The following is a 16,862-nucleotide window of genomic DNA, read 5'->3' as shown; positions in this document are numbered from 1 at the left end:
GATGAAAAAATCACGATTCACCGAAGAGCAGATTGTCTTTGCCCTGAAGCAGGCTGAACTGGAGACGTCCGTGCCGGAGGTCTGCCGTAAGCTGGGTATTTCCGATGCTACGTTCTATACATGGTGCAAGAAATACGGCGGGATTTCGCCCTCAGAACTGAAACACATGCGTCAGCTGGAAGAGGAAAACCAGCGGCTGAAGAAACTGGTGGCCGATCTGAGCCTCGACAAGGCGATGCCGCAGGATGTGCCGGTAAAGTAAAAAAGAACTAATGCTGACACCGCTGCGAGAATGAGGCCGGAATCTACAGACACGTTACGTGGCCAACGAACGGCTGGTCTGTTTTGTATTGAAGATCTGCCAATATTCATTCCGTTATCACAATGTGGCGGCATGAAAACGCCCTATGATTGAATGCCTGTGAGAGCATGGAAATCAGCGAGAAGCTCCATTCCGCACAGGGTTGTATGACGTAGCCGAATTAGTCCTAAAAACTGTCGGCTGCGAGAATAGATAACCGACCTGAGGCTGGTTATTCCTGAATATACTCCAGCTGTAATCAGGGGGAGGTGCAGCTCTATGAGGTACAACGTTGAATAACCCTTGACATTTGAAAATGTTTTTCACAAATTGTTGTTAGTAATATCAAATACAGAAAAGGAGCGTTGACTATGTCTGGATCGGGCAGCTTTTCCTCTGGTAGCTCCTCAGGGTTCTACAGCTGTGAGGTTATAAAATTCTATACAAACATTCGCTCGCCTAACCCCATGATAGTTAAAAAATTAAAAATAGGAGATATATTAGATATCGAAATTATCGAAAATTCTGTATGTGCTTTAAGTGAGGACGGTGTTTTAGGTGGTATCACATCGCCTCAATATTTAGAAAGCTTATATAAATGTCTTGATGGAGGTACGACGTACAGAGCTTCTATATGTGAAATCAATAATGGTCAAATAAAAGTTTTTATCTATTCTACCTAAGGGGAGAACATGCATATTATTGGAGGTGTATATCGTGAAATATGTTTGCGTCCTCATTGGAACTATATATATGGATCTGGTGGACGAGCTGCATTAGCAATGTGTGAAATGGGAGTAGATATAAAGCTACATGCATATCTTGATGACGAATATAAAAAATACCTTGAAATTGAGGCTGGTTTTTGTAAGGGCAACCTCACCATTGATCAATACAAAACTGATGAAAAATTAGTGTTCCACTATGCACATGGCTTATCTAACATTATACCGCCACAAAGTAAAAATACTAATGCTGAAATTTTTATTAAAACTGAATCAGCTCTCGTGTTCGGCATGATTGAATGCCGAACACGAATTGAAGCAACTCATGCAGTTTATGATCCACAAAGTACATTTCAAACGTTGTCTTTCCGAGGCGCGGGCTCTATTGCAAAACATTTAGCTTTAGTTTTAAATGAAAAAGAAATATATGCGCTTACAAACACAAAGTGCCAGTTTAACTTAAAAGATTCTGTAAGAATTATTTCTGAAAAAGAAAGCGCAGAGGTGGTTGTTGTAAAAAGAGGCCCGGAAGGGGCGCTTGTTTATCATGAAAATAGATTTTCTGAAATCCCTGTATTTATTTCGGAACGGGTATGGAAAATCGGCTCCGGAGATTGCTTTTCAGCGCACTTTGCACTTAATTGGATCTTGCTAAAAAAATCCCCTGAAGAAAGTGCTATGAATGCCTCAAAAGCCACATCATACTATTGCCAAACGCAATGTTTACCATCAGTAGTTAATCTTCAACATTATGAACCAAATGCCTTAACTTTCAATAAAAATAAAAAAAAGAAAGTTTATATAGCAGCGCCAATTTTTACCTTAGCGCAGTTATGGATTATTGAACAAGCCAGAAATAATTTTATTGAAATGGGTTTAGAAGTTTTCTCTCCATACCATGATGTGGGGCTGGGAAACGATAAGGAATTTATATTTACTCACGATATTCTTGGGCTGGAAAATTCTGATATAATTTTCGCCATATTAGATGGATTAGACAGCGGTACAATTTTTGAAATTGGGTTTGCTAGTGCAAAAGGTAAAAAAGTTATAATCTATAATGAAAACGTTGATGATAAAGATTTAGTTATGTTTTCTGGTGAAAATATATTTATTGTAAATGAGTTTGTATCAGCAATCTATAAGACATTTTGGGAATCATGATGCAAAAAAAAACAGGCTTGATTCTGTCAGGTGGTATGGATTCTGTATGTATTGCTTGGTGGAAAAAACCCGAAGTAGCTTTCACAGTTGATTATGGGCAAAAAGCTGCTGATGCAGAAATCCAAGCATCTATGCAAATCTGCAAACTCCTTAATATAGAACATCATATATTAAGGATTGATTGTAGTAGTCTTGGGTCTGGGGATATGGCAGGAAAAAGTTCGGACAAAAATGCCCCTGAAACTGACTGGTGGCCTTATAGAAACCAAATGTTAGTAACTTTAGTTGCAATGAAGGCAATAAGCCTGGACGTAAACAAACTTCTTATTGGAACAGTAAGCAGTGATTCTAATCATAGAGATGGTACTTTGGAATTTGTTTTATCAATATCTAAATTGTTAGAGTTCCAGGAAGGCAATCTAAAGTTAGAGGCTCCAGCCATAAATATGACAACTATTGAATTAGTAAATGAATCGAAAATTCCTTATGATTATTTATTATGGGCGCATAGTTGCCATACTAGCAATATTCCATGTGGAAGATGTCGTGGCTGTAACAAGTATCATAAAGTGATTTATGACTTAAATATTTTATAATTTTAATAGTCGGACTACCACAATAATGGTGAAAAAATGATTAATAATATTTGCATTAATAACTTTAAATCTTTAAATATTTTAAACCCAATTGAGATGAAATCATGTCTGTTTTTGTGTGGCCCAAATAGCAGTGGGAAAAGCTCATTTATTCAGGCTATTTTAATGATGTCTCAAACATTTTTGAATAATTTTAAAGATGGAAGGGTTATCCTTAATGGTAGCCTTGTCAAACTAGGAGCATTCGAAAATATACTAAGTCATTCAACAAGATCAAATGATATATCAATATCATTTGATCTTTTTCCTGAAAATAAGTTTTCAAAAAATGATGAAATTCACAAAATATCTTTAGAATTTTCATTTGGTGGCATTGAGTCCGACAATGATAAAACAAGATATAATCCTAAGTTAAGTAGAGTTAAATTAGATGCTTATAGTAAGAGTGTTGATTCGGTTGATTTGAAATTAAAACTATCTTTTGAGATCAATAATTTTTTATTAACCAGATTGGATTTATGTACTGAGGATAAAGCTCTTCTAAATAAATCTTATCCAGAATTTGAATTTACGGGGATATCTACTTTCGACGGATTTATGCCAACGAAGATTCAGCTACAATATCAAGTATCAAAAAAAATTAGTCAAGATTTGATACCCTTAATGATCAACGAAGAAAAATTTATTTTAAAAAAAATGCAATTTAAAGATGTTGAAAAAAAAGAATTATCTAATATCTCTATCCCGGAAGAGTTTGCTGTTAAAATTATTGAAATTATAAATGATAAATTAAATAATTTAAAACAAGGATTGAACATTCCTTCTGGGGAATTTAATAAACGTTATGCTGGTTTAGAAGGTCTTCTATCTGTTGGATTAGAAAATTTCAAAGAGGATTTCATTGCGATAAATTTTAAACTAAAACCTACTGATATACCTGAGCATTTTTTAAAATCTAAAACACATATTAAAGAATGGCAATATTTAATATCAAGTTTAGACTTAGAAAAACGCCAACAATTGATAGTTTTATTGGATGAGAACAGGGCTCTGCTTCAGGAAATTTGGCTGGAAAATTCTCATAAAATAATTTCAAGAACAGAATATGAGATGCCAATTCTTTCTGAAATAAATAAATTAATATTTGAACATTTTTCAAGGAAAATAAAATATCTAGGTCCTTTGCGAAATGCACCTGGACCATTTTATGCTACAAATCAGTATGACGATGAGAGTGTAGGTTTGATAGGCGAATTCACGGCAGCACTGTTATATAAAAAGAAAGATAATGTTATTTCTTTTAACTGTCCTGATATAATAAATAAGGGGGGGGATATATCATTTGTGGAAAAGAAAGATACTTTATATAATGCATGCATATCGTGGCTGTCTTATTTAGGTATTCTCTCGGAAATAGAAGTAGGGGATAAAGGTGAGCTTGGTTATAACTTGCAAGTGAGAAATTTTAATGATAAAGAATTACAAGGACTAAGTCATGTAGGAGTTGGGGTAAGTCAGGTTTTACCTATTATCGTAATGCTATTACTTTCTGAAAAGAATGACATTCTTATATTTGAACAACCAGAATTACATTTACATCCAAAAATTCAATCAAGATTATGTGATTTATTCGTGGCTTGTTCTTTAACCGAACGACAATGCATAATAGAAACTCATAGTGAATATATTATAAATAGATTAAGACTGAGGATTGCACAATCCTCAGATTTGAAAATTATAAATGCTAACTCTTTATATTTTGTAAATAAAATAGAAGCCAGTTCTTTATTTGAAAAAGTAAATATCAATAGATTTGGTGCAATTCCTAATTGGCCTGAGGGTTTCTTTGACCAGACTGACAAAGAAATTGAAAAAATAATAATTGCTGCCAGTAATAAGAGCAAAAAAGAAAGCAGTACAGGGGAGGGGACAGATGTTAATTATTAATTCTGAGTATTTAGTCGCTCCTCTTCTCTGTACTGGTAATTGTATCAGTCAGTATGTTGAAGACTTAAGGATAATTAATGAAATTGTAGCTAATTCTGACATTAAAGTTTTCAAAGAATTAGATATTTTTTCTGAAATGGGCAAGGCTGGATTTTATCCTTCAGATTCCTCTTTTAGAAAGATAATTTCACAAGATAATGATTCTATACATAGTGCTCAGGATGTTGTGAGAACTCTGTATAGACTAGTAAATGCTCTGCCTGACTATAAAAATATTATAGATAATTATTATATTGAATGGAACACGCAATCAACTTCTCCTGTTCTATCTTATCTTTCTGAGAATAGGGAATTACATTATAAAAACCTATTTCATGAAATAATTTTTAATTCTCTATTGTTGAAGGAGAAGGGTTTTATATTTTCACTACAGAAAAATAATTCATTTAACACCAATTTAGAGATTGCAGTTGAGACGGGTATAATTCGTTTAGAACCAAATATTTTAAACGATATGCCTGTCAGTTTAAAAGAGAATGTTACGCTTTTTGGTAATGTTAGAGATGTAATTGTAAAATTTAGTGGTTATGATCTTTATAAGGCCGCTGATTGTTTACAGGGTTTAAAGTTGGCATTTTATTTTGGTGTCTTAAATTACTCTGCTATTAATAATATTAACAGAACTATATCATGGAATGATTTCGATATAGGTGAGAATTTTTATGAGTCTTTGGTGATTAATCAATGTGCTAATTCACAGAAGTTTTCTTCTTTACTGTATGATATGGTTTTAAGAGTAATTTGCAGAAAACCCGTGGATCTTGAAGTTAATCCGTTTAGGAAATCAAAAGATTCTAAGGAACAAATTGTTTTTGAAGGTTTAAAAGGTTTCAGATGTCATCTTACTAAACACCATCAGGGACTAAGGTTAATGTTCTGGGTTGAACCTGAAACTCGAAGAATAATTTTGGCTAACGTAGGTCCAAAAATGGAAGAGAAAATTTCTGAGCCGTGATTAATTATATCGAAACCTTTTAGCAATAATCGATATAAGCTCTTTTATTATTTTAGGGTTTAATCATGATATGACTTATAGTCATAGTAGGCCTATCATTACCTTTCGATAATCGACAGTTTGCAATTTTTTCATTAATAAAGAGAATATTTGATGCGTTAGCTCATCTCAGTCCATTTAAACAAATTCCAATAATCGGAATGTGTGTTGCTGCGGCGATTTTGTAAACTGAAAAGATTCGAAAAGCAACCGATTGTTCAGCGGTAGTTTCAGCGGATAACTCCGGTTAACCACTATCTTGTTCAACACCCGGACTACCCGCCGTGCCGGGACACATTCAATTGCTATTAAGCTGTTGGATATGTCAGCATCATAGCAGTACGAACAGCCTCACTGAATTGCTTAAGAACTTCTTTATCCCTTTTTAAAGTTTCACGGAGTGACTTTGTCAGCTCAAGCTGCATACCTTGTTGGCTAATGCCTCGATTGCAGATGTTGTTGGTTCTTTGCCTAAAAAACTTGAGTTAAATTCAACTAAAAGATCTAACAGTTTCAATGAATTATTCAAGTGAACCTCAAATTTTTCACGAAGATTCCCTCCAACTCAGATTCTTTCTTTCGGCTCTGTTTCGGGATCTCTTCCACCATGTATGGCTAAAACCGTCTCCACGTTTCTTAACATATTCTCGCATTATGGTTCATCGAAATTAACGCTTGTTATGTGAAGTATTGTATTATTATAGGGTTTATTTGCATTGAACGCATAGAAGGATAGATCTTTATGAGAAATAGCTAGCGTAATTTCTGTTGTTCCTGTTTCAAGCTTTCCTCCGTGTGGAGCCATAATTGCATAGACATTGCTACGGCTTTCTATCTTACAGTTAATGTTAAAACTCTCTTCAGTTTCATATTCTTTTAAATCAGAGAATCGAGAGTATTTGTCATTATTCATAAGCCCTCTTTTAATTACATATAAATTAATGCATGATGTGTTTAATTTTACCCAGTGAGTATGGTTCATGATGTCTCGATACATCGGGTTCATAAGCGCGATTTTCTACTGTATTGCCGCCTCAAGCTTCGGTTTCCTTCGCAGTCCTTGTTGTGGCATCGTCACTGACCATATACCAAACAAAAACTGTCGCATATGACGCTACAGTTTTTGTTTGGTATATGGCCACACTGCGTGGGCATTGAACAGATTATGACAAAACATTGCTCATTCAGTCAGGAGTTTTTAGATAACTTCCTCTATATGCCATCCTTTAGATACAAGCGCCTCACGTAGATCCTGAGAAACTCGACTTTCGTTCGCAGCAAGACATAACAATTTTGTCGGTCGAGACATTGCTACGTAAAGGTTACGCATTTGAACCTGCTGAGTTTTAGGCAGCTTTGAAATGCTTTTGGTCGCAGTCCCTGCAATATACTGTAGCCCCAGTGCAACATCGAATTTACGGCTGACCCCGCCATATGATTCAAGGATTAAAGATGCTGCATGAGTTTCTCCCTTCATACCTGCAACCGTACCGATTCCAATATCAAGGCTTTTTCCCTGAAAGTTAATTACATACTTGTCCGCGACAGAAGTGTTAAGTATTTTTTTTTCGCCTTTATCTTCGAAAATGCTCAGCCCCTTAAATTTTTCTAGGCTTAGTGTTTCAGGAATATATGGCTTAAGTTGCGTGTAGAGCAGTTCTGTCATTGTATCAAGCTGCCCCTCCGAACAAAGTTCCTCACCGGACAATGTAAGTAGCCTTGTTAACTTATCAAATGCTCCAGTGGGCGTAACGGCTTTTGCAGCTCGTGGAAGCGCTCGTTCATCACGAATCTCGTGCGCAAACGATGCCCCAGCAGCCCGCAGAACAAGTAATAGCGCTCTGCGAATGTCAGAAACTCTAGAATTCAAAGATGTTTCATTCAAGGTCCCTTTACTATCCCCGACAAGACTCCAGAAACTTTCGGAGCGTATTCCTGTACTAAGCTTATCTCCACCATAGGTTGGACAGTAATCAATAAGGTGACGGCCTGCGTCAACGTCGCTCTCACCGGTTTTGCGAGCGCTCATCGCCTTAATCTCGCGCACACCAATGTTATCTTCACTCAATTGGTCAATAACAATTCGACCAAAGTGTTCAACCACTTTGGTAATACTATCCGTTTTGTATAACAACAGAACTGGGGGGTGGGCATTCTCGCCTTCACCAACAACGGCCCCACCACTGACGCGGACACTCCCTACAGCATCGGAAATTGCTTTCCCGAACCGCTTGCTAGTACTGATACATCCATACCCCGCACGTGGAAATGTGAGTAGTTCAGCTTGTTCTTCATCAGAGAGAATCTTCTGATCGATATCTCCAAAACGTTGCATTACCGATTGACCATCGAAAATACGATTTAATAAGGACTCTTGATCCCAGGAGGTATCTTGCATCTCATCGATAAACACCATTGGGAAACGACGATGGACAACATCAATAAGCCTCGGGCAGGTCTGGAGCGCTAGGTCAGCAAATGAAAACATGTCACGATATCGAAAAATGCCCTGGTTCGTCAGCATGTTTTTAAGAGTCATCAAAGATTCATATGATTTGGTGTGAGATGCGGGCAGGCTGCCGCTTTCAGCATGCACTTCCAGCTCTGCTGTCCTATAAAAAAGCGTAGTGGCAATATCTTCGCCATTCATCTGTTTCTCTAGATAAAAGCGAAGGCTTGAAAATTGCCTCGTCTGCAAAAGAGAGCGGACTTTGTCTGCAAACACTTGATCATCAATGACTTCAATTTCCACTCCTAGACTACGCAGTAAGGGCATTGCAAAGAAATAATTGACGAAGCTATGGATAGTACCGATAAAATGGGGGTAGCTCAGAAGCTGAGCTCCTTCAACAGTTCCTGCCAGGCGATTTGCAATCTCATCGCGAGCAACTTTAGTGTGACTTAAAACACATATGCCTCTTCGTGCATGAGGCCATTTCCTAGCCAGCAACAAAAGTTTTGCAGCAAGCAGCGATGTCTTCCCACTACCGGGTACTGCATTAAAATCACGCGATCCGTTTTCAAGTAGGGCAGAACGACGTTCAGCATCGTCGAAGTTCAGGTCACTGACTAGTGTCGTCAATTCGGCTAAGTCGTCTGGTGAAAGATGGACAGCACTCATTTTTGGTCCCCTAAATACCGTTTGTAGTCGCATTAGCTGGAACGGTAGAGCTTGCCTGTATGGTTGTTGCTGCCGGCGCCGCAGTTGAATCAGTCGATATGGTAGCTCCGGAAACAACCCCAGACCTCGCTGAGAATTTGGATTTTGGATCTATCGTCAGGTGTGATAGAGCAGTTTGCAGATACGGAGGTAGTTTATTGAACAGTTCGTCATCTTTGCCGTACGCACCTGTACAAACCAGAAAAGCTGCATACTGAGCTGCTATGGCTTTCGAAGCTTTTTTCTCTTGAAGAGGCTGATAAATAATTGCAGCGAGAGCTTCATCGGAATGACCCGCAACCTCCAATTCTAACCAGTTTTTTTCTTCTGCTGTAATTATCTCAATTTCTTCGCTTTCTTCTAACCTTTCATCGCGAGACTTTGCTTTTACGGCAAGGGAAATGGCGAGGTACATCAGCTTAGCGCAACCATAGTGTGCAAGATCATATTCGAGTGTCCAACGATCAGATACGCAGACAATCGTATTTCCGCCTTCCGCACGGTCCTTCTTGCTTTGAACTACTTGCGTTATTTCCTCGACGTCATAATCAGAATCGAAGCGTTTACCCTTGGAGGGTTTTGAGACGTAGCTCTTCGCAACGTCAGGTACAATGTCCCGGTCTGTCAGGCATACGACCGGAATTGGGATATCAGGGCCGCTTCCTTCCCGCTGTAGAATTCGGGCGTAATGGTAAAGCCCTGTATTTCCTACGTTAACAAGCGAGACACCATGCTTCGAGAATGAGCGGCCACACATCTCTGCAATAGCCGGTAGTAAGATTGCTTCAGCAGGCCCTTCTACCATCATTACACCTCGTGCAAAAAAGAGGTTCGCCTTAGTTGCATCGATAAAACGGCGAAGAAAAGAATAATCGGTTCGTTTGAGTTTCGTCTTACCGACAGCCAAGGGAAAGGTCTGTGCCTTGTGCACCAGTGTCATATCTTCAATGCGCGCAGTTGATACCAAAGATGGGCTGTGTGTCGTCATAATGACCTGAACCCGCTTATGCGACTGATCATCAGTAGAGTGCTCTTTCAATAAATCCATCACGCGCTCTTGCAATTGCGGATGGAGGTGCGCCTCCGGTTCCTCAACGAGAAGCAGGCCAAGTTCTTCGCCATCTCGTAGCAGCACTAGTTCAGTGGCCATAAACAATGCATTGTTGTATCCAAGACCACGAGCACACCGACTATCAGGATCTATCTGTGCTCCGGGAAGTAGCGACAGCTCGAACTTCTCCAGAATAGGTGCGAGCGCTAGATTGGGTGCGATACGGATGCGAGACTGAATTACATCACCGGAAAACGCAAATTGACTCAAGTAGTTGTCATTGATATCCCTTTCCACACTTTTGATGACTTGATGCTGGCCAAGGTGATGCTGAGTGAATGCCATCAAACCGACTAGCCTCGTAGGGATGTTAGCTGGCATTGTTTGATCGAAGTCGTTTACTTCTTGGCCAGCAATCTGGTTATGTGCACTAAGAATCTGTGACAAACGTGATTGGCGACCTGAACTTAACTCCGCTTCAGCGTCGCGTAAGGGTTTTAAGTAGGTTGCCCGCACCAGTTCTCTTACCGCGTAACCTACTTCTGGGCCACTGCCATTTACTCCGGTTCGAACAATTGTTTCAACACGTGGACGCTTGGTGGGCTGGGGCGGATGAAAGCGCGCCTCAAGATGTAGAATGAGCGAACAGGTGCCATCTTCACCAAGTGTCAACCATTCAAGTACTGAGGCTTCCTGGTCGGCACTTAGCCCGCATAAGGTAGCTTCGATACAAAGGGTATTAGAACGAGTTACACCATGAATATGAAAATCCTGCTCGAAGAGCCGAATGTTTTCATAACTGGTCGTCAGCAATACCTGACGGATAGCATCGATTATACAGGTCTTTCCTGCATCATTTTCTCCAACAAGGATGTTGAGACCCGGATTAAGCTCCCAGTCTAGTTCAGGTGCAGACACACTATCTCCAAAGGTACGATAGTTGCGTGCGCTGATGTGCTTCAAATACACGTTCTCTCCTTAGTACGATGCTCTCATTACATGCATCGCGAATATAACGAAAGGATGGCATTACGTTCTGAGTTCCATCCGTTAAAGTGCCGGACAATGAATTTTGACGCGCGGGATTCGCAGCAAAGAACCTACCAACGTTCCATAGCGGAGGTTGTCTTCTCGCTCAGCTCCGCCGCTAGCGTGACTTACGGTAAGTGCAGCCTTAAAAGGAAGTCATATACAGGTAATAACTATAACCAGTAACGCCTTTTGTTCATCCGCTCGGCTTTTTATGGTGTATAATATTGCGCCATTAACGCTAACCTTTTTGATTGATTTCAAGCCAGGGCGCATTATCCATTAAAATGACATATTCATTAGCCCATTTTTATGATCGCGGCTGAAGATTTATCAATTATTCCCTGCAAGTCATACTGGCAACTTAGCGATGTATTATTTAACGTTTCTTTGAAATCTGATTCTGAGTCTATCCTGACAATGTTTCATCAACAGAAACCCTCATGTATCCAATCTCCATCGTGTGGGGAAACGCTTAGCAAAACATCAGTAATATCGATATTGTGGGTGGTTTACAAATAGAAGGGCAAATCGTGACTTTTTATTCACTGTTTTGAATAGGAAATGCATACATCCAGTTGAAACAAACAGGACATTTTTTAGAACCATGCCAGCAAATAGTGCACCAGACGTAACACCAGTTCTGCACTACCTTGACCTAGAGCAACTATCGCAGCTTGGGAGGTTCTGTCCATACTGAACCTCTAGTGTTCTGCAGTACTACTTACAAGCATTTAAATGTAAAAGTGTAAGCATCCAACTTATCTTTACCGTTTAAATATCATAAACCATGTACATTTATATAAAATTGTCCTTTCCCATCATCCGTTTTCTGTATCCGGTAAGTGATTGGCAATGAGTCTTTCATGTTTGGTTTGGCGAATGTAAGGTCAGCAGCACACTGATAAACATCAAGACCCGATTCATGACTTACCGTCCGGACGTTTTCTACAGAAATACGTACATCCTTATCAAGTGTCATTCCTTTCTCTATCGTTTTTCGCGCTATATCGACGACCAGATTCTTGGCATCATCACTGTTGCATTTGGGCGTCTTATCACCGCAACCCATCATTAAACCCGCTGCTGCCAGCACCAGAAGTATGTTCAATTTCATTCATTGTTTCCCTTCAATTCAAAAGTGGTTGTCTTGTTACTTTTTGTTGTATTGACCATCCATTAAGCCCGCCGCAGAAGCCCCGCAGTATCCTTCACAACCACGAGTCATCACGCTGGTTTTCCCATTATTCATCTCACTGAACACGGCAACACACTGGCTGGAACTATCATTCCAGACCCAACGGTGTTTCTGATTCTCGCCAGCAGCTATTTGTTGAGCTGTACCTTCCATGTTGCAGGTCCCTGACCCATCTTTGGCTGATGCGTTGATGCTGAACTCCGCATTCCCGTTCCCAGGCTTTAGCGTTAAAACTGCACCAGGCTTAGCGTATTGAGCTGCGATTGTCGGGAAGGCTAAGGCTGTCAGTACTAATGCAGTAACAATTCTCTTCATCATTAAATATCCTGTTAGCTGATACGAATGTTTTTGGTGATTTTCCCCAGTGCCAGCGGCCTGCGTTTTTCCACAAAGAAATACACTACGTTGAAAGCTGATTTACGGTGATTCCCCCGACCCAGGGAGGGCCAGTTACGAAAAGATTCGATCTGTTCTTCTGAATAGGGCGTGTCAGAGAAGTCAAACAGTACAAGCAGGGCTTTGCCGTCGTGCTTCATTAGCTTCTTCACTTCCGTGCTGTTTACGGTTGCGGAGACATTGGAACGAGCTGCTGTTGGCTTACGGACTGCAAACTCAACGGCCACATCGTCAATGACAAAATCAATGAAACCATGTCCGGATACCGTTCCTGGTAACCTGCTTTTGACTTCTGGCGAGACGTTATCCGCAAACCAACCCAGTAAATAGCAACGTACTAATGGCAGTAGTTCCCGCTCGCTACATTCATTCAGACGCAGTGTTTTCACAAATTCACGCCGATAAAGGGAACTGAAAAAATACTCAAAACATTCCGTTATTTCTGTAATGGTCGTCGCCATTCTTGTCTTCCTTACTTGCTTTGCCGCTCTGATTTAAGGGCATATCGTTCCGGCCATAAGCTCTCCGGCGTAGTTTCCAGAGCATCTGCGATAATACGTTCCGCACGAGGGTAATGGCGCTCCAGAGCATTGTTCAGTGTGCGGGGAGCGAGTCCATGGCTGCGTGAAAGGGCTGCAAGAGTAAGCCCGCGTTTGTGCAGCGCAGCCACAATATCGGCACGATGCCAATTCCCGGAACTTCCGTTGCCCCGGTTTTTCTGCGATGCTGTTGAGTTACGCACTGTATTAACTCCATGGAATCAGTACATAGATATTAAATGCAAACAAAAGATACCTTTCAAGTATTTTTATTATCTTTTTATAGTTTTTGAATTAACGCATTGATATCTGTGAGAATTTAGATGAGTAACGCAAAGGCTAATATGGACAAAAAAACCTTACCTTCCACGGTTGCAGATGAACCCAGAGACTGGCTGACGGCTGACGAATTTACGCGGATTGAAGGGATGCCGGGCACTGCAAGGGGAGCAAGAATGCGCCTTGAAAAGCTGGCAGAGATCCACCCGGAAATCCGGCGTAAGCGAAATGTCGGCAAAGGTGTGGTTTACCATATAAGTGCTGCTGCGATGTCGCTTGAAAACGAACGAAGTAGGGCCAAAGATGATGCATTCAGCGTTGCAGGCGCTGATAAACAGTTGAGTCTGTGGGTTCAGCTTTTCCGTAACATGTCTCCAGCATCACGTGCATTGCTGATGGAGCAGGCTTTAAAGCAGGTGACAAAAGATTTGGCCAACCAGCACCAGGATGTATCCCTTCTGGCTGAACAAATAATGAAACTTCCCCAGGAAGAGCGGGAGCGCTTGCTTGAGCAATTCAAAGACCAGTAATGAGCTTATTTACTATGCCGGGATAGCCGCCCGATAATAAATAACTTTAATTGGTTACCTTTATTTCCCGCCACGGCAGGCAGGAGGAACCACCCTGGAACCCTGCCCACCTGCCATGGAGGTAAATCAGTATGTCATTCTTCTTTAGAAATAACTTTTTGGGTTGGCAGAATTATATTCCAAAATTAGTTTCTGTATGAAATTATTTGCTTTGTAAGTATATTCCTGGTAAAATGTCATTACTGGATAGTGTCATATTATTCAGTAACTGATGCATAAACTAATAGCCAACTTAGCGTTTCATTTTATATCCCTTCTGGCGGGAGGACGTCCATCGTCTGAAAAGTCAGTGCGGGTTAGGGTTAATTAGTGGTTTGTGTCATCAATCCAAACTTATATTTACCGGAAGAAATACAATGAATATTATCCGTCAGGAAGGGCTGTCCATGCCCGTAAGTCAGGAGCTCATTAATATTATACTGGCTGAACTCAGTAAAAAGCCGCCAGTTAAACCGAATATTCGTGCTGTCACATTGCTGTTCAAAGATATCAATTACAGTGCTGAGAATGGTGGTTTTCACCCGGTCGAAATAAGGCTTATTTCCCGCAACGATGAATGGTATTTCGATTACATCACTGACTTCAAATATATGGGGACAGACCCGGAGCTCGAAAAGGAAATCGATATCAGCTGGAGCCAGCGCTATGTCTTCCTGTCCTATGCCGGTGATTTACCGCCAGGGGAAGGGCGCGACATTTTTGCACTCTGGCAGAGAAATTTCGTTCATTACCACTTCCTGAATATCTACACACTCACCGTTATGTGGGAAAGCTAATCCCGCCACACTGACAGCTAATTATTGATGGAGACATTATCTGTGACTGCTAACAGAGGGATACACGCGTCTGTACAGGGAGAGCTTGATTGTCTTTGCGGCGCGTACTGTGTGGTGAATATGCTGAGCTGGCTGTATGACGGTCGGGTGAAGCGAAAACCACTCATGAACCGACTTCTTCAGGCCTATCAGCAACGCTGGCCTTTGCATGAATGGCTGACCGAAGGGATAGATGAAAACCGGCTCGACTGGCTGATTGCACAGGTACTCCGGAAAGGCCACTACCACCGCCAGTTTCCGGTCCAAATCACCAAACCTTTCGACGGAAGTCGCGGTCTTGTGGAAGGGCGGGTTTTCAGTGAAATGAGACGGTTTCTGGCGGTCACAGACCACTCCCGCCTGATTATGCTCAGCGACCAGTTTCACTGGTCCCTTATCACCAGAATGGACGAAGAAACGCTCTGGTTTTTCGACAGCAACGGGCGAACCTCCATGCCCCGTAAGGCCTTCTCCTTACGTGCTGGCGCGACCCGGCGCCAGTTGTTTCCCGAAGCCATTTACTTCATCGAACGGGAGTTCTGAACATGACGACGTTTACCCTGCGTGAAACCCGCATCCTCGACCAGGCCCGCGATATTATCAGCCGGTGCTACCAGCGTGGCGTTCAGCTTTGCTCTCCTGATGATGTACGACGGTGCGTAATGTATGAAATGGCCCTGCTGGAGCATGAGGAGTTTGGCATTATCCTGCTCGATAACCAGCACCAGTTTCTGCATCGGGAAATGCTGTTCAGGGGCTCGTTAAACACGGTCAGCGTTCATCCCCGTGAGGTAATCAAGCGGGTACTCAGACATAACGCCGCCGCAGTCATCCTTGTGCATAACCACCCCAGCGGCGAGGCTGAACCCAGCAAGTGCGATATCCAGATAACTAAGCGGCTGCAGGAGCTACTGCAAATGCTGGATGTGCGGTTGCTGGACCACTTTATTGTGGCCGGGGCTGAGACGGTGTCACTGGCTGAACGAGGGCTGGTGTGATGCAGACAGTTGCCTGGTTTAATACATGTTATAACAGGTTAAATGCATGAGCAGGGCTGCGCTGCACCAGGTCGTGCCAGTGGTGGAAACCACCGTGCTGGACGCCTATATCAGCGGTCTTGCCCCGTCCGGACGGCGGGGTATCACCAGCCTGTTAAACCGTAGTGCCAGCATACTCAAACGCGGTGCGGATGCGGCCAGTTACCCGTGGGAGCAACTTAGCTTCGCCGCTGTCGCTAAAGTACGTGCGGCACTGCTGGATGGCGGTTACGCCGTGTCGTCGGTCAACATGGCACTGTCAGCACTCCGGGGCATAGCGCAGACGGCCTTTAACCTCAATTGCCTGGAGGCGGAGACCCTTGCCCGTATCCGGGCAGTTAAGCGCGTTAATGGCGATAACCAGCGCAAGGGAAGGGCACTCAGCCGGGAGGAGGTTCGTGCACTCGTTGAGGCCGCTAAACGGCATCCGCAACGTATCCGTTGCTGTCGTGATGTCGCCATTGTAATGACCCTTTGCGGTGCGGGTTTGCGGGCCGGGGAACTGGTCAGCCTTGAGCACCGGGACTATGACAATTGCATTCTTAGAGTGAGGCAGGGGAAGGGGCGTAAATATCGGGAGATACACGTTGCGGCAGCGGTAGATAAAGCCATCCGCGCATGGATTAAAGCCAGTGGCGCGAAAGAGGCCGGGGATGCATTGTTTAACCGCATTCAGCGCAACGGCAGGGTTGCCAGCCAGCCTCTGACAACGACCGGTTTAACCGGCATTCTGGAGCAGTTACAGCATGACGCAGGCATAGCGCGTTTTACTCCGCACGACATGCGCAGGACCTTCATTACGCGCTTGCTAGAGCAGGGCGTGGATATCAACACGGTACGCCAGCTGGCAGGGCATGGCGACATATCCACGACTACTCGTTATGACTGCCGTATCGAGAGAGTAAAAAACAGCGCCAGCAGGCAGATTAAGTGCTGGTAACAATACTGGTATCTGTTGGCTATAGACCTTGAAAATATTAA

The 16,862-nt window shown here is 42.1% G+C and carries 17 protein-coding genes and 2 pseudogenes; 11 read left to right on the top strand and 8 right to left on the bottom strand.

The genetic code is table 11. The annotated features are described in order from the left end of the window. Nucleotide 1: 1 nt before the first annotated feature. The 6 genes and pseudogenes from M8Q36_RS01050 to M8Q36_RS01025 form a co-directional block, all read left to right on the top strand. Nucleotides 2–250, top strand: a pseudogene (locus M8Q36_RS01050) (transposase); the annotation flags it as partial. Between the two features lie 422 nt (nt 251–672). Next, complete coding sequence (locus M8Q36_RS01045) at nt 673–984, top strand: hypothetical protein (protein WP_249879748.1); 312 nt, start codon at nt 673–675, stop codon at nt 982–984. Between the two features lie 9 nt (nt 985–993). Next, the gene (locus M8Q36_RS01040) at nt 994–2,190 is read left to right on the top strand and encodes a PfkB family carbohydrate kinase (RefSeq protein WP_249879747.1); all 1,197 of its coding nucleotides are present in this window, start codon (nt 994–996) and stop codon (nt 2,188–2,190) included. Continuing rightward, the gene (locus M8Q36_RS01035; RefSeq protein WP_249879746.1) at nt 2,187–2,786 is read left to right on the top strand and encodes a 7-cyano-7-deazaguanine synthase; all 600 of its coding nucleotides are present in this window, start codon (nt 2,187–2,189) and stop codon (nt 2,784–2,786) included. Before M8Q36_RS01040 ends, M8Q36_RS01035 begins: the two co-directional genes overlap by 4 nt. A gap of 36 nt (nt 2,787–2,822) precedes the next feature. After that, the gene (locus tag M8Q36_RS01030) at nt 2,823–4,733 is read left to right on the top strand and encodes a DUF3696 domain-containing protein (RefSeq protein ID WP_249879745.1); all 1,911 of its coding nucleotides are present in this window, start codon (nt 2,823–2,825) and stop codon (nt 4,731–4,733) included. After that, entirely contained in the window at nt 4,720–5,748 is a 1,029-nt protein-coding gene (locus M8Q36_RS01025; protein ID WP_249879744.1) for a hypothetical protein, read from the top strand. The genes M8Q36_RS01030 and M8Q36_RS01025 overlap by 14 nt, the downstream gene beginning before the upstream one ends. 347 nt (nt 5,749–6,095) lie before the next feature. Here M8Q36_RS01025 and M8Q36_RS25535 read toward each other — a convergent pair. The 8 genes and pseudogenes from M8Q36_RS25535 to M8Q36_RS00990 form a co-directional block, all read right to left on the bottom strand. Beyond that, nucleotides 6,096–6,245 (bottom strand): annotated as a pseudogene (locus tag M8Q36_RS25535) (poly-gamma-glutamate hydrolase family protein); the annotation flags it as partial. Between the two features lie 194 nt (nt 6,246–6,439). Continuing rightward, nucleotides 6,440–6,700: a poly-gamma-glutamate hydrolase family protein gene (locus M8Q36_RS01020; protein ID WP_249879743.1), complete on the bottom strand. Its 261-nt coding sequence runs from the start codon at nt 6,698–6,700 to the stop codon at nt 6,440–6,442. A 285-nt stretch (nt 6,701–6,985) separates the two neighbouring features. Continuing rightward, on the bottom strand, nt 6,986–8,908 hold the full coding sequence (locus M8Q36_RS01015) for a UvrD-helicase domain-containing protein (protein WP_249879742.1): 1,923 nt from the start codon (nt 8,906–8,908) through the stop codon (nt 6,986–6,988). A 10-nt stretch (nt 8,909–8,918) separates the two neighbouring features. Beyond that, entirely contained in the window at nt 8,919–10,967 is a 2,049-nt protein-coding gene (locus M8Q36_RS01010; RefSeq protein ID WP_249879741.1) for an ATP-dependent nuclease, read from the bottom strand. Nucleotides 10,968–11,808: 841 nt separating this feature from the next. Continuing rightward, entirely contained in the window at nt 11,809–12,144 is a 336-nt protein-coding gene (locus tag M8Q36_RS01005) for a hypothetical protein (RefSeq protein WP_249879740.1), read from the bottom strand. A gap of 36 nt (nt 12,145–12,180) precedes the next feature. Next, entirely contained in the window at nt 12,181–12,540 is a 360-nt protein-coding gene (locus M8Q36_RS01000; RefSeq protein WP_249882700.1) for an acyl-CoA dehydrogenase, read from the bottom strand. 14 nt (nt 12,541–12,554) lie between these two features. Then, nucleotides 12,555–13,082 carry a hypothetical protein gene (locus M8Q36_RS00995; RefSeq protein WP_047370582.1) on the bottom strand — a complete coding sequence of 176 codons (528 nt, stop codon included), beginning with the start codon at nt 13,080–13,082 and terminating at the stop codon, nt 12,555–12,557. A gap of 11 nt (nt 13,083–13,093) precedes the next feature. After that, nucleotides 13,094–13,363: a helix-turn-helix domain-containing protein gene (locus tag M8Q36_RS00990; RefSeq protein WP_249879739.1), complete on the bottom strand. Its 270-nt coding sequence runs from the start codon at nt 13,361–13,363 to the stop codon at nt 13,094–13,096. A gap of 141 nt (nt 13,364–13,504) precedes the next feature. Between M8Q36_RS00990 and M8Q36_RS00985 the strand changes: the two genes are divergently transcribed. From M8Q36_RS00985 to M8Q36_RS00965, 5 genes are all read left to right on the top strand, one after another. Continuing rightward, nucleotides 13,505–13,969, top strand: coding sequence for a hypothetical protein (locus M8Q36_RS00985; protein WP_249879738.1), 465 nt, complete (start codon nt 13,505–13,507; stop codon nt 13,967–13,969). A 416-nt stretch (nt 13,970–14,385) separates the two neighbouring features. After that, nucleotides 14,386–14,805: a DUF2787 family protein gene (locus M8Q36_RS00980; protein ID WP_039079231.1), complete on the top strand. Its 420-nt coding sequence runs from the start codon at nt 14,386–14,388 to the stop codon at nt 14,803–14,805. Between the two features lie 120 nt (nt 14,806–14,925). Then, on the top strand, nt 14,926–15,387 hold the full coding sequence (locus tag M8Q36_RS00975; RefSeq protein ID WP_249879737.1) for a hypothetical protein: 462 nt from the start codon (nt 14,926–14,928) through the stop codon (nt 15,385–15,387). Nucleotides 15,388–15,389: 2 nt separating this feature from the next. Next, the gene (gene radC, locus M8Q36_RS00970; RefSeq protein WP_048993054.1) at nt 15,390–15,842 is read left to right on the top strand and encodes a RadC family protein; all 453 of its coding nucleotides are present in this window, start codon (nt 15,390–15,392) and stop codon (nt 15,840–15,842) included. 46 nt (nt 15,843–15,888) lie between these two features. Continuing rightward, nucleotides 15,889–16,821, top strand: coding sequence for a tyrosine-type recombinase/integrase (locus M8Q36_RS00965; RefSeq protein WP_249879736.1), 933 nt, complete (start codon nt 15,889–15,891; stop codon nt 16,819–16,821). Nucleotides 16,822–16,862: the final 41 nt, after the last annotated feature.

It is taken from the genome of Kosakonia sp. R1.Fl (assembly GCF_023516815.1).
Taxonomy (GTDB): domain Bacteria; phylum Pseudomonadota; class Gammaproteobacteria; order Enterobacterales; family Enterobacteriaceae; genus Kosakonia.
Note: the sequence above shows the minus strand (reverse complement) of the source record. Positions and strands in the feature narration are given on the sequence as shown.

Bases quoted from the DNA above. Each gene is read 5' to 3' on its own strand.
- M8Q36_RS01045 (WP_249879748.1), top strand. From the start codon at position 673: ATGTCTGGATCGGGCAGCTTTTCCTCTGGTAGCTCCTCAGGGTTCTAC.
- M8Q36_RS01040 (WP_249879747.1), top strand. From the start codon at position 994: ATGCATATTATTGGAGGTGTATATCGTGAAATATGTTTGCGTCCTCAT.
- M8Q36_RS01035 (WP_249879746.1), top strand. From the start codon at position 2,187: ATGATGCAAAAAAAAACAGGCTTGATTCTGTCAGGTGGTATGGATTCT.
- M8Q36_RS01030 (WP_249879745.1), top strand. From the start codon at position 2,823: ATGATTAATAATATTTGCATTAATAACTTTAAATCTTTAAATATTTTA.
- M8Q36_RS01025 (WP_249879744.1), top strand. From the start codon at position 4,720: ATGTTAATTATTAATTCTGAGTATTTAGTCGCTCCTCTTCTCTGTACT.
- M8Q36_RS01020 (WP_249879743.1), bottom strand. From the start codon at position 6,700: ATGAATAATGACAAATACTCTCGATTCTCTGATTTAAAAGAATATGAA.
- M8Q36_RS01015 (WP_249879742.1), bottom strand. From the start codon at position 8,908: ATGAGTGCTGTCCATCTTTCACCAGACGACTTAGCCGAATTGACGACA.
- M8Q36_RS01005 (WP_249879740.1), bottom strand. From the start codon at position 12,144: ATGAAATTGAACATACTTCTGGTGCTGGCAGCAGCGGGTTTAATGATG.
- M8Q36_RS01000 (WP_249882700.1), bottom strand. From the start codon at position 12,540: ATGAAGAGAATTGTTACTGCATTAGTACTGACAGCCTTAGCCTTCCCG.
- M8Q36_RS00995 (WP_047370582.1), bottom strand. From the start codon at position 13,082: ATGGCGACGACCATTACAGAAATAACGGAATGTTTTGAGTATTTTTTC.
- M8Q36_RS00985 (WP_249879738.1), top strand. From the start codon at position 13,505: ATGGACAAAAAAACCTTACCTTCCACGGTTGCAGATGAACCCAGAGAC.
- M8Q36_RS00980 (WP_039079231.1), top strand. From the start codon at position 14,386: ATGAATATTATCCGTCAGGAAGGGCTGTCCATGCCCGTAAGTCAGGAG.
- M8Q36_RS00975 (WP_249879737.1), top strand. From the start codon at position 14,926: ATGCTGAGCTGGCTGTATGACGGTCGGGTGAAGCGAAAACCACTCATG.
- radC (WP_048993054.1), top strand. From the start codon at position 15,390: ATGACGACGTTTACCCTGCGTGAAACCCGCATCCTCGACCAGGCCCGC.
- M8Q36_RS00965 (WP_249879736.1), top strand. From the start codon at position 15,889: ATGAGCAGGGCTGCGCTGCACCAGGTCGTGCCAGTGGTGGAAACCACC.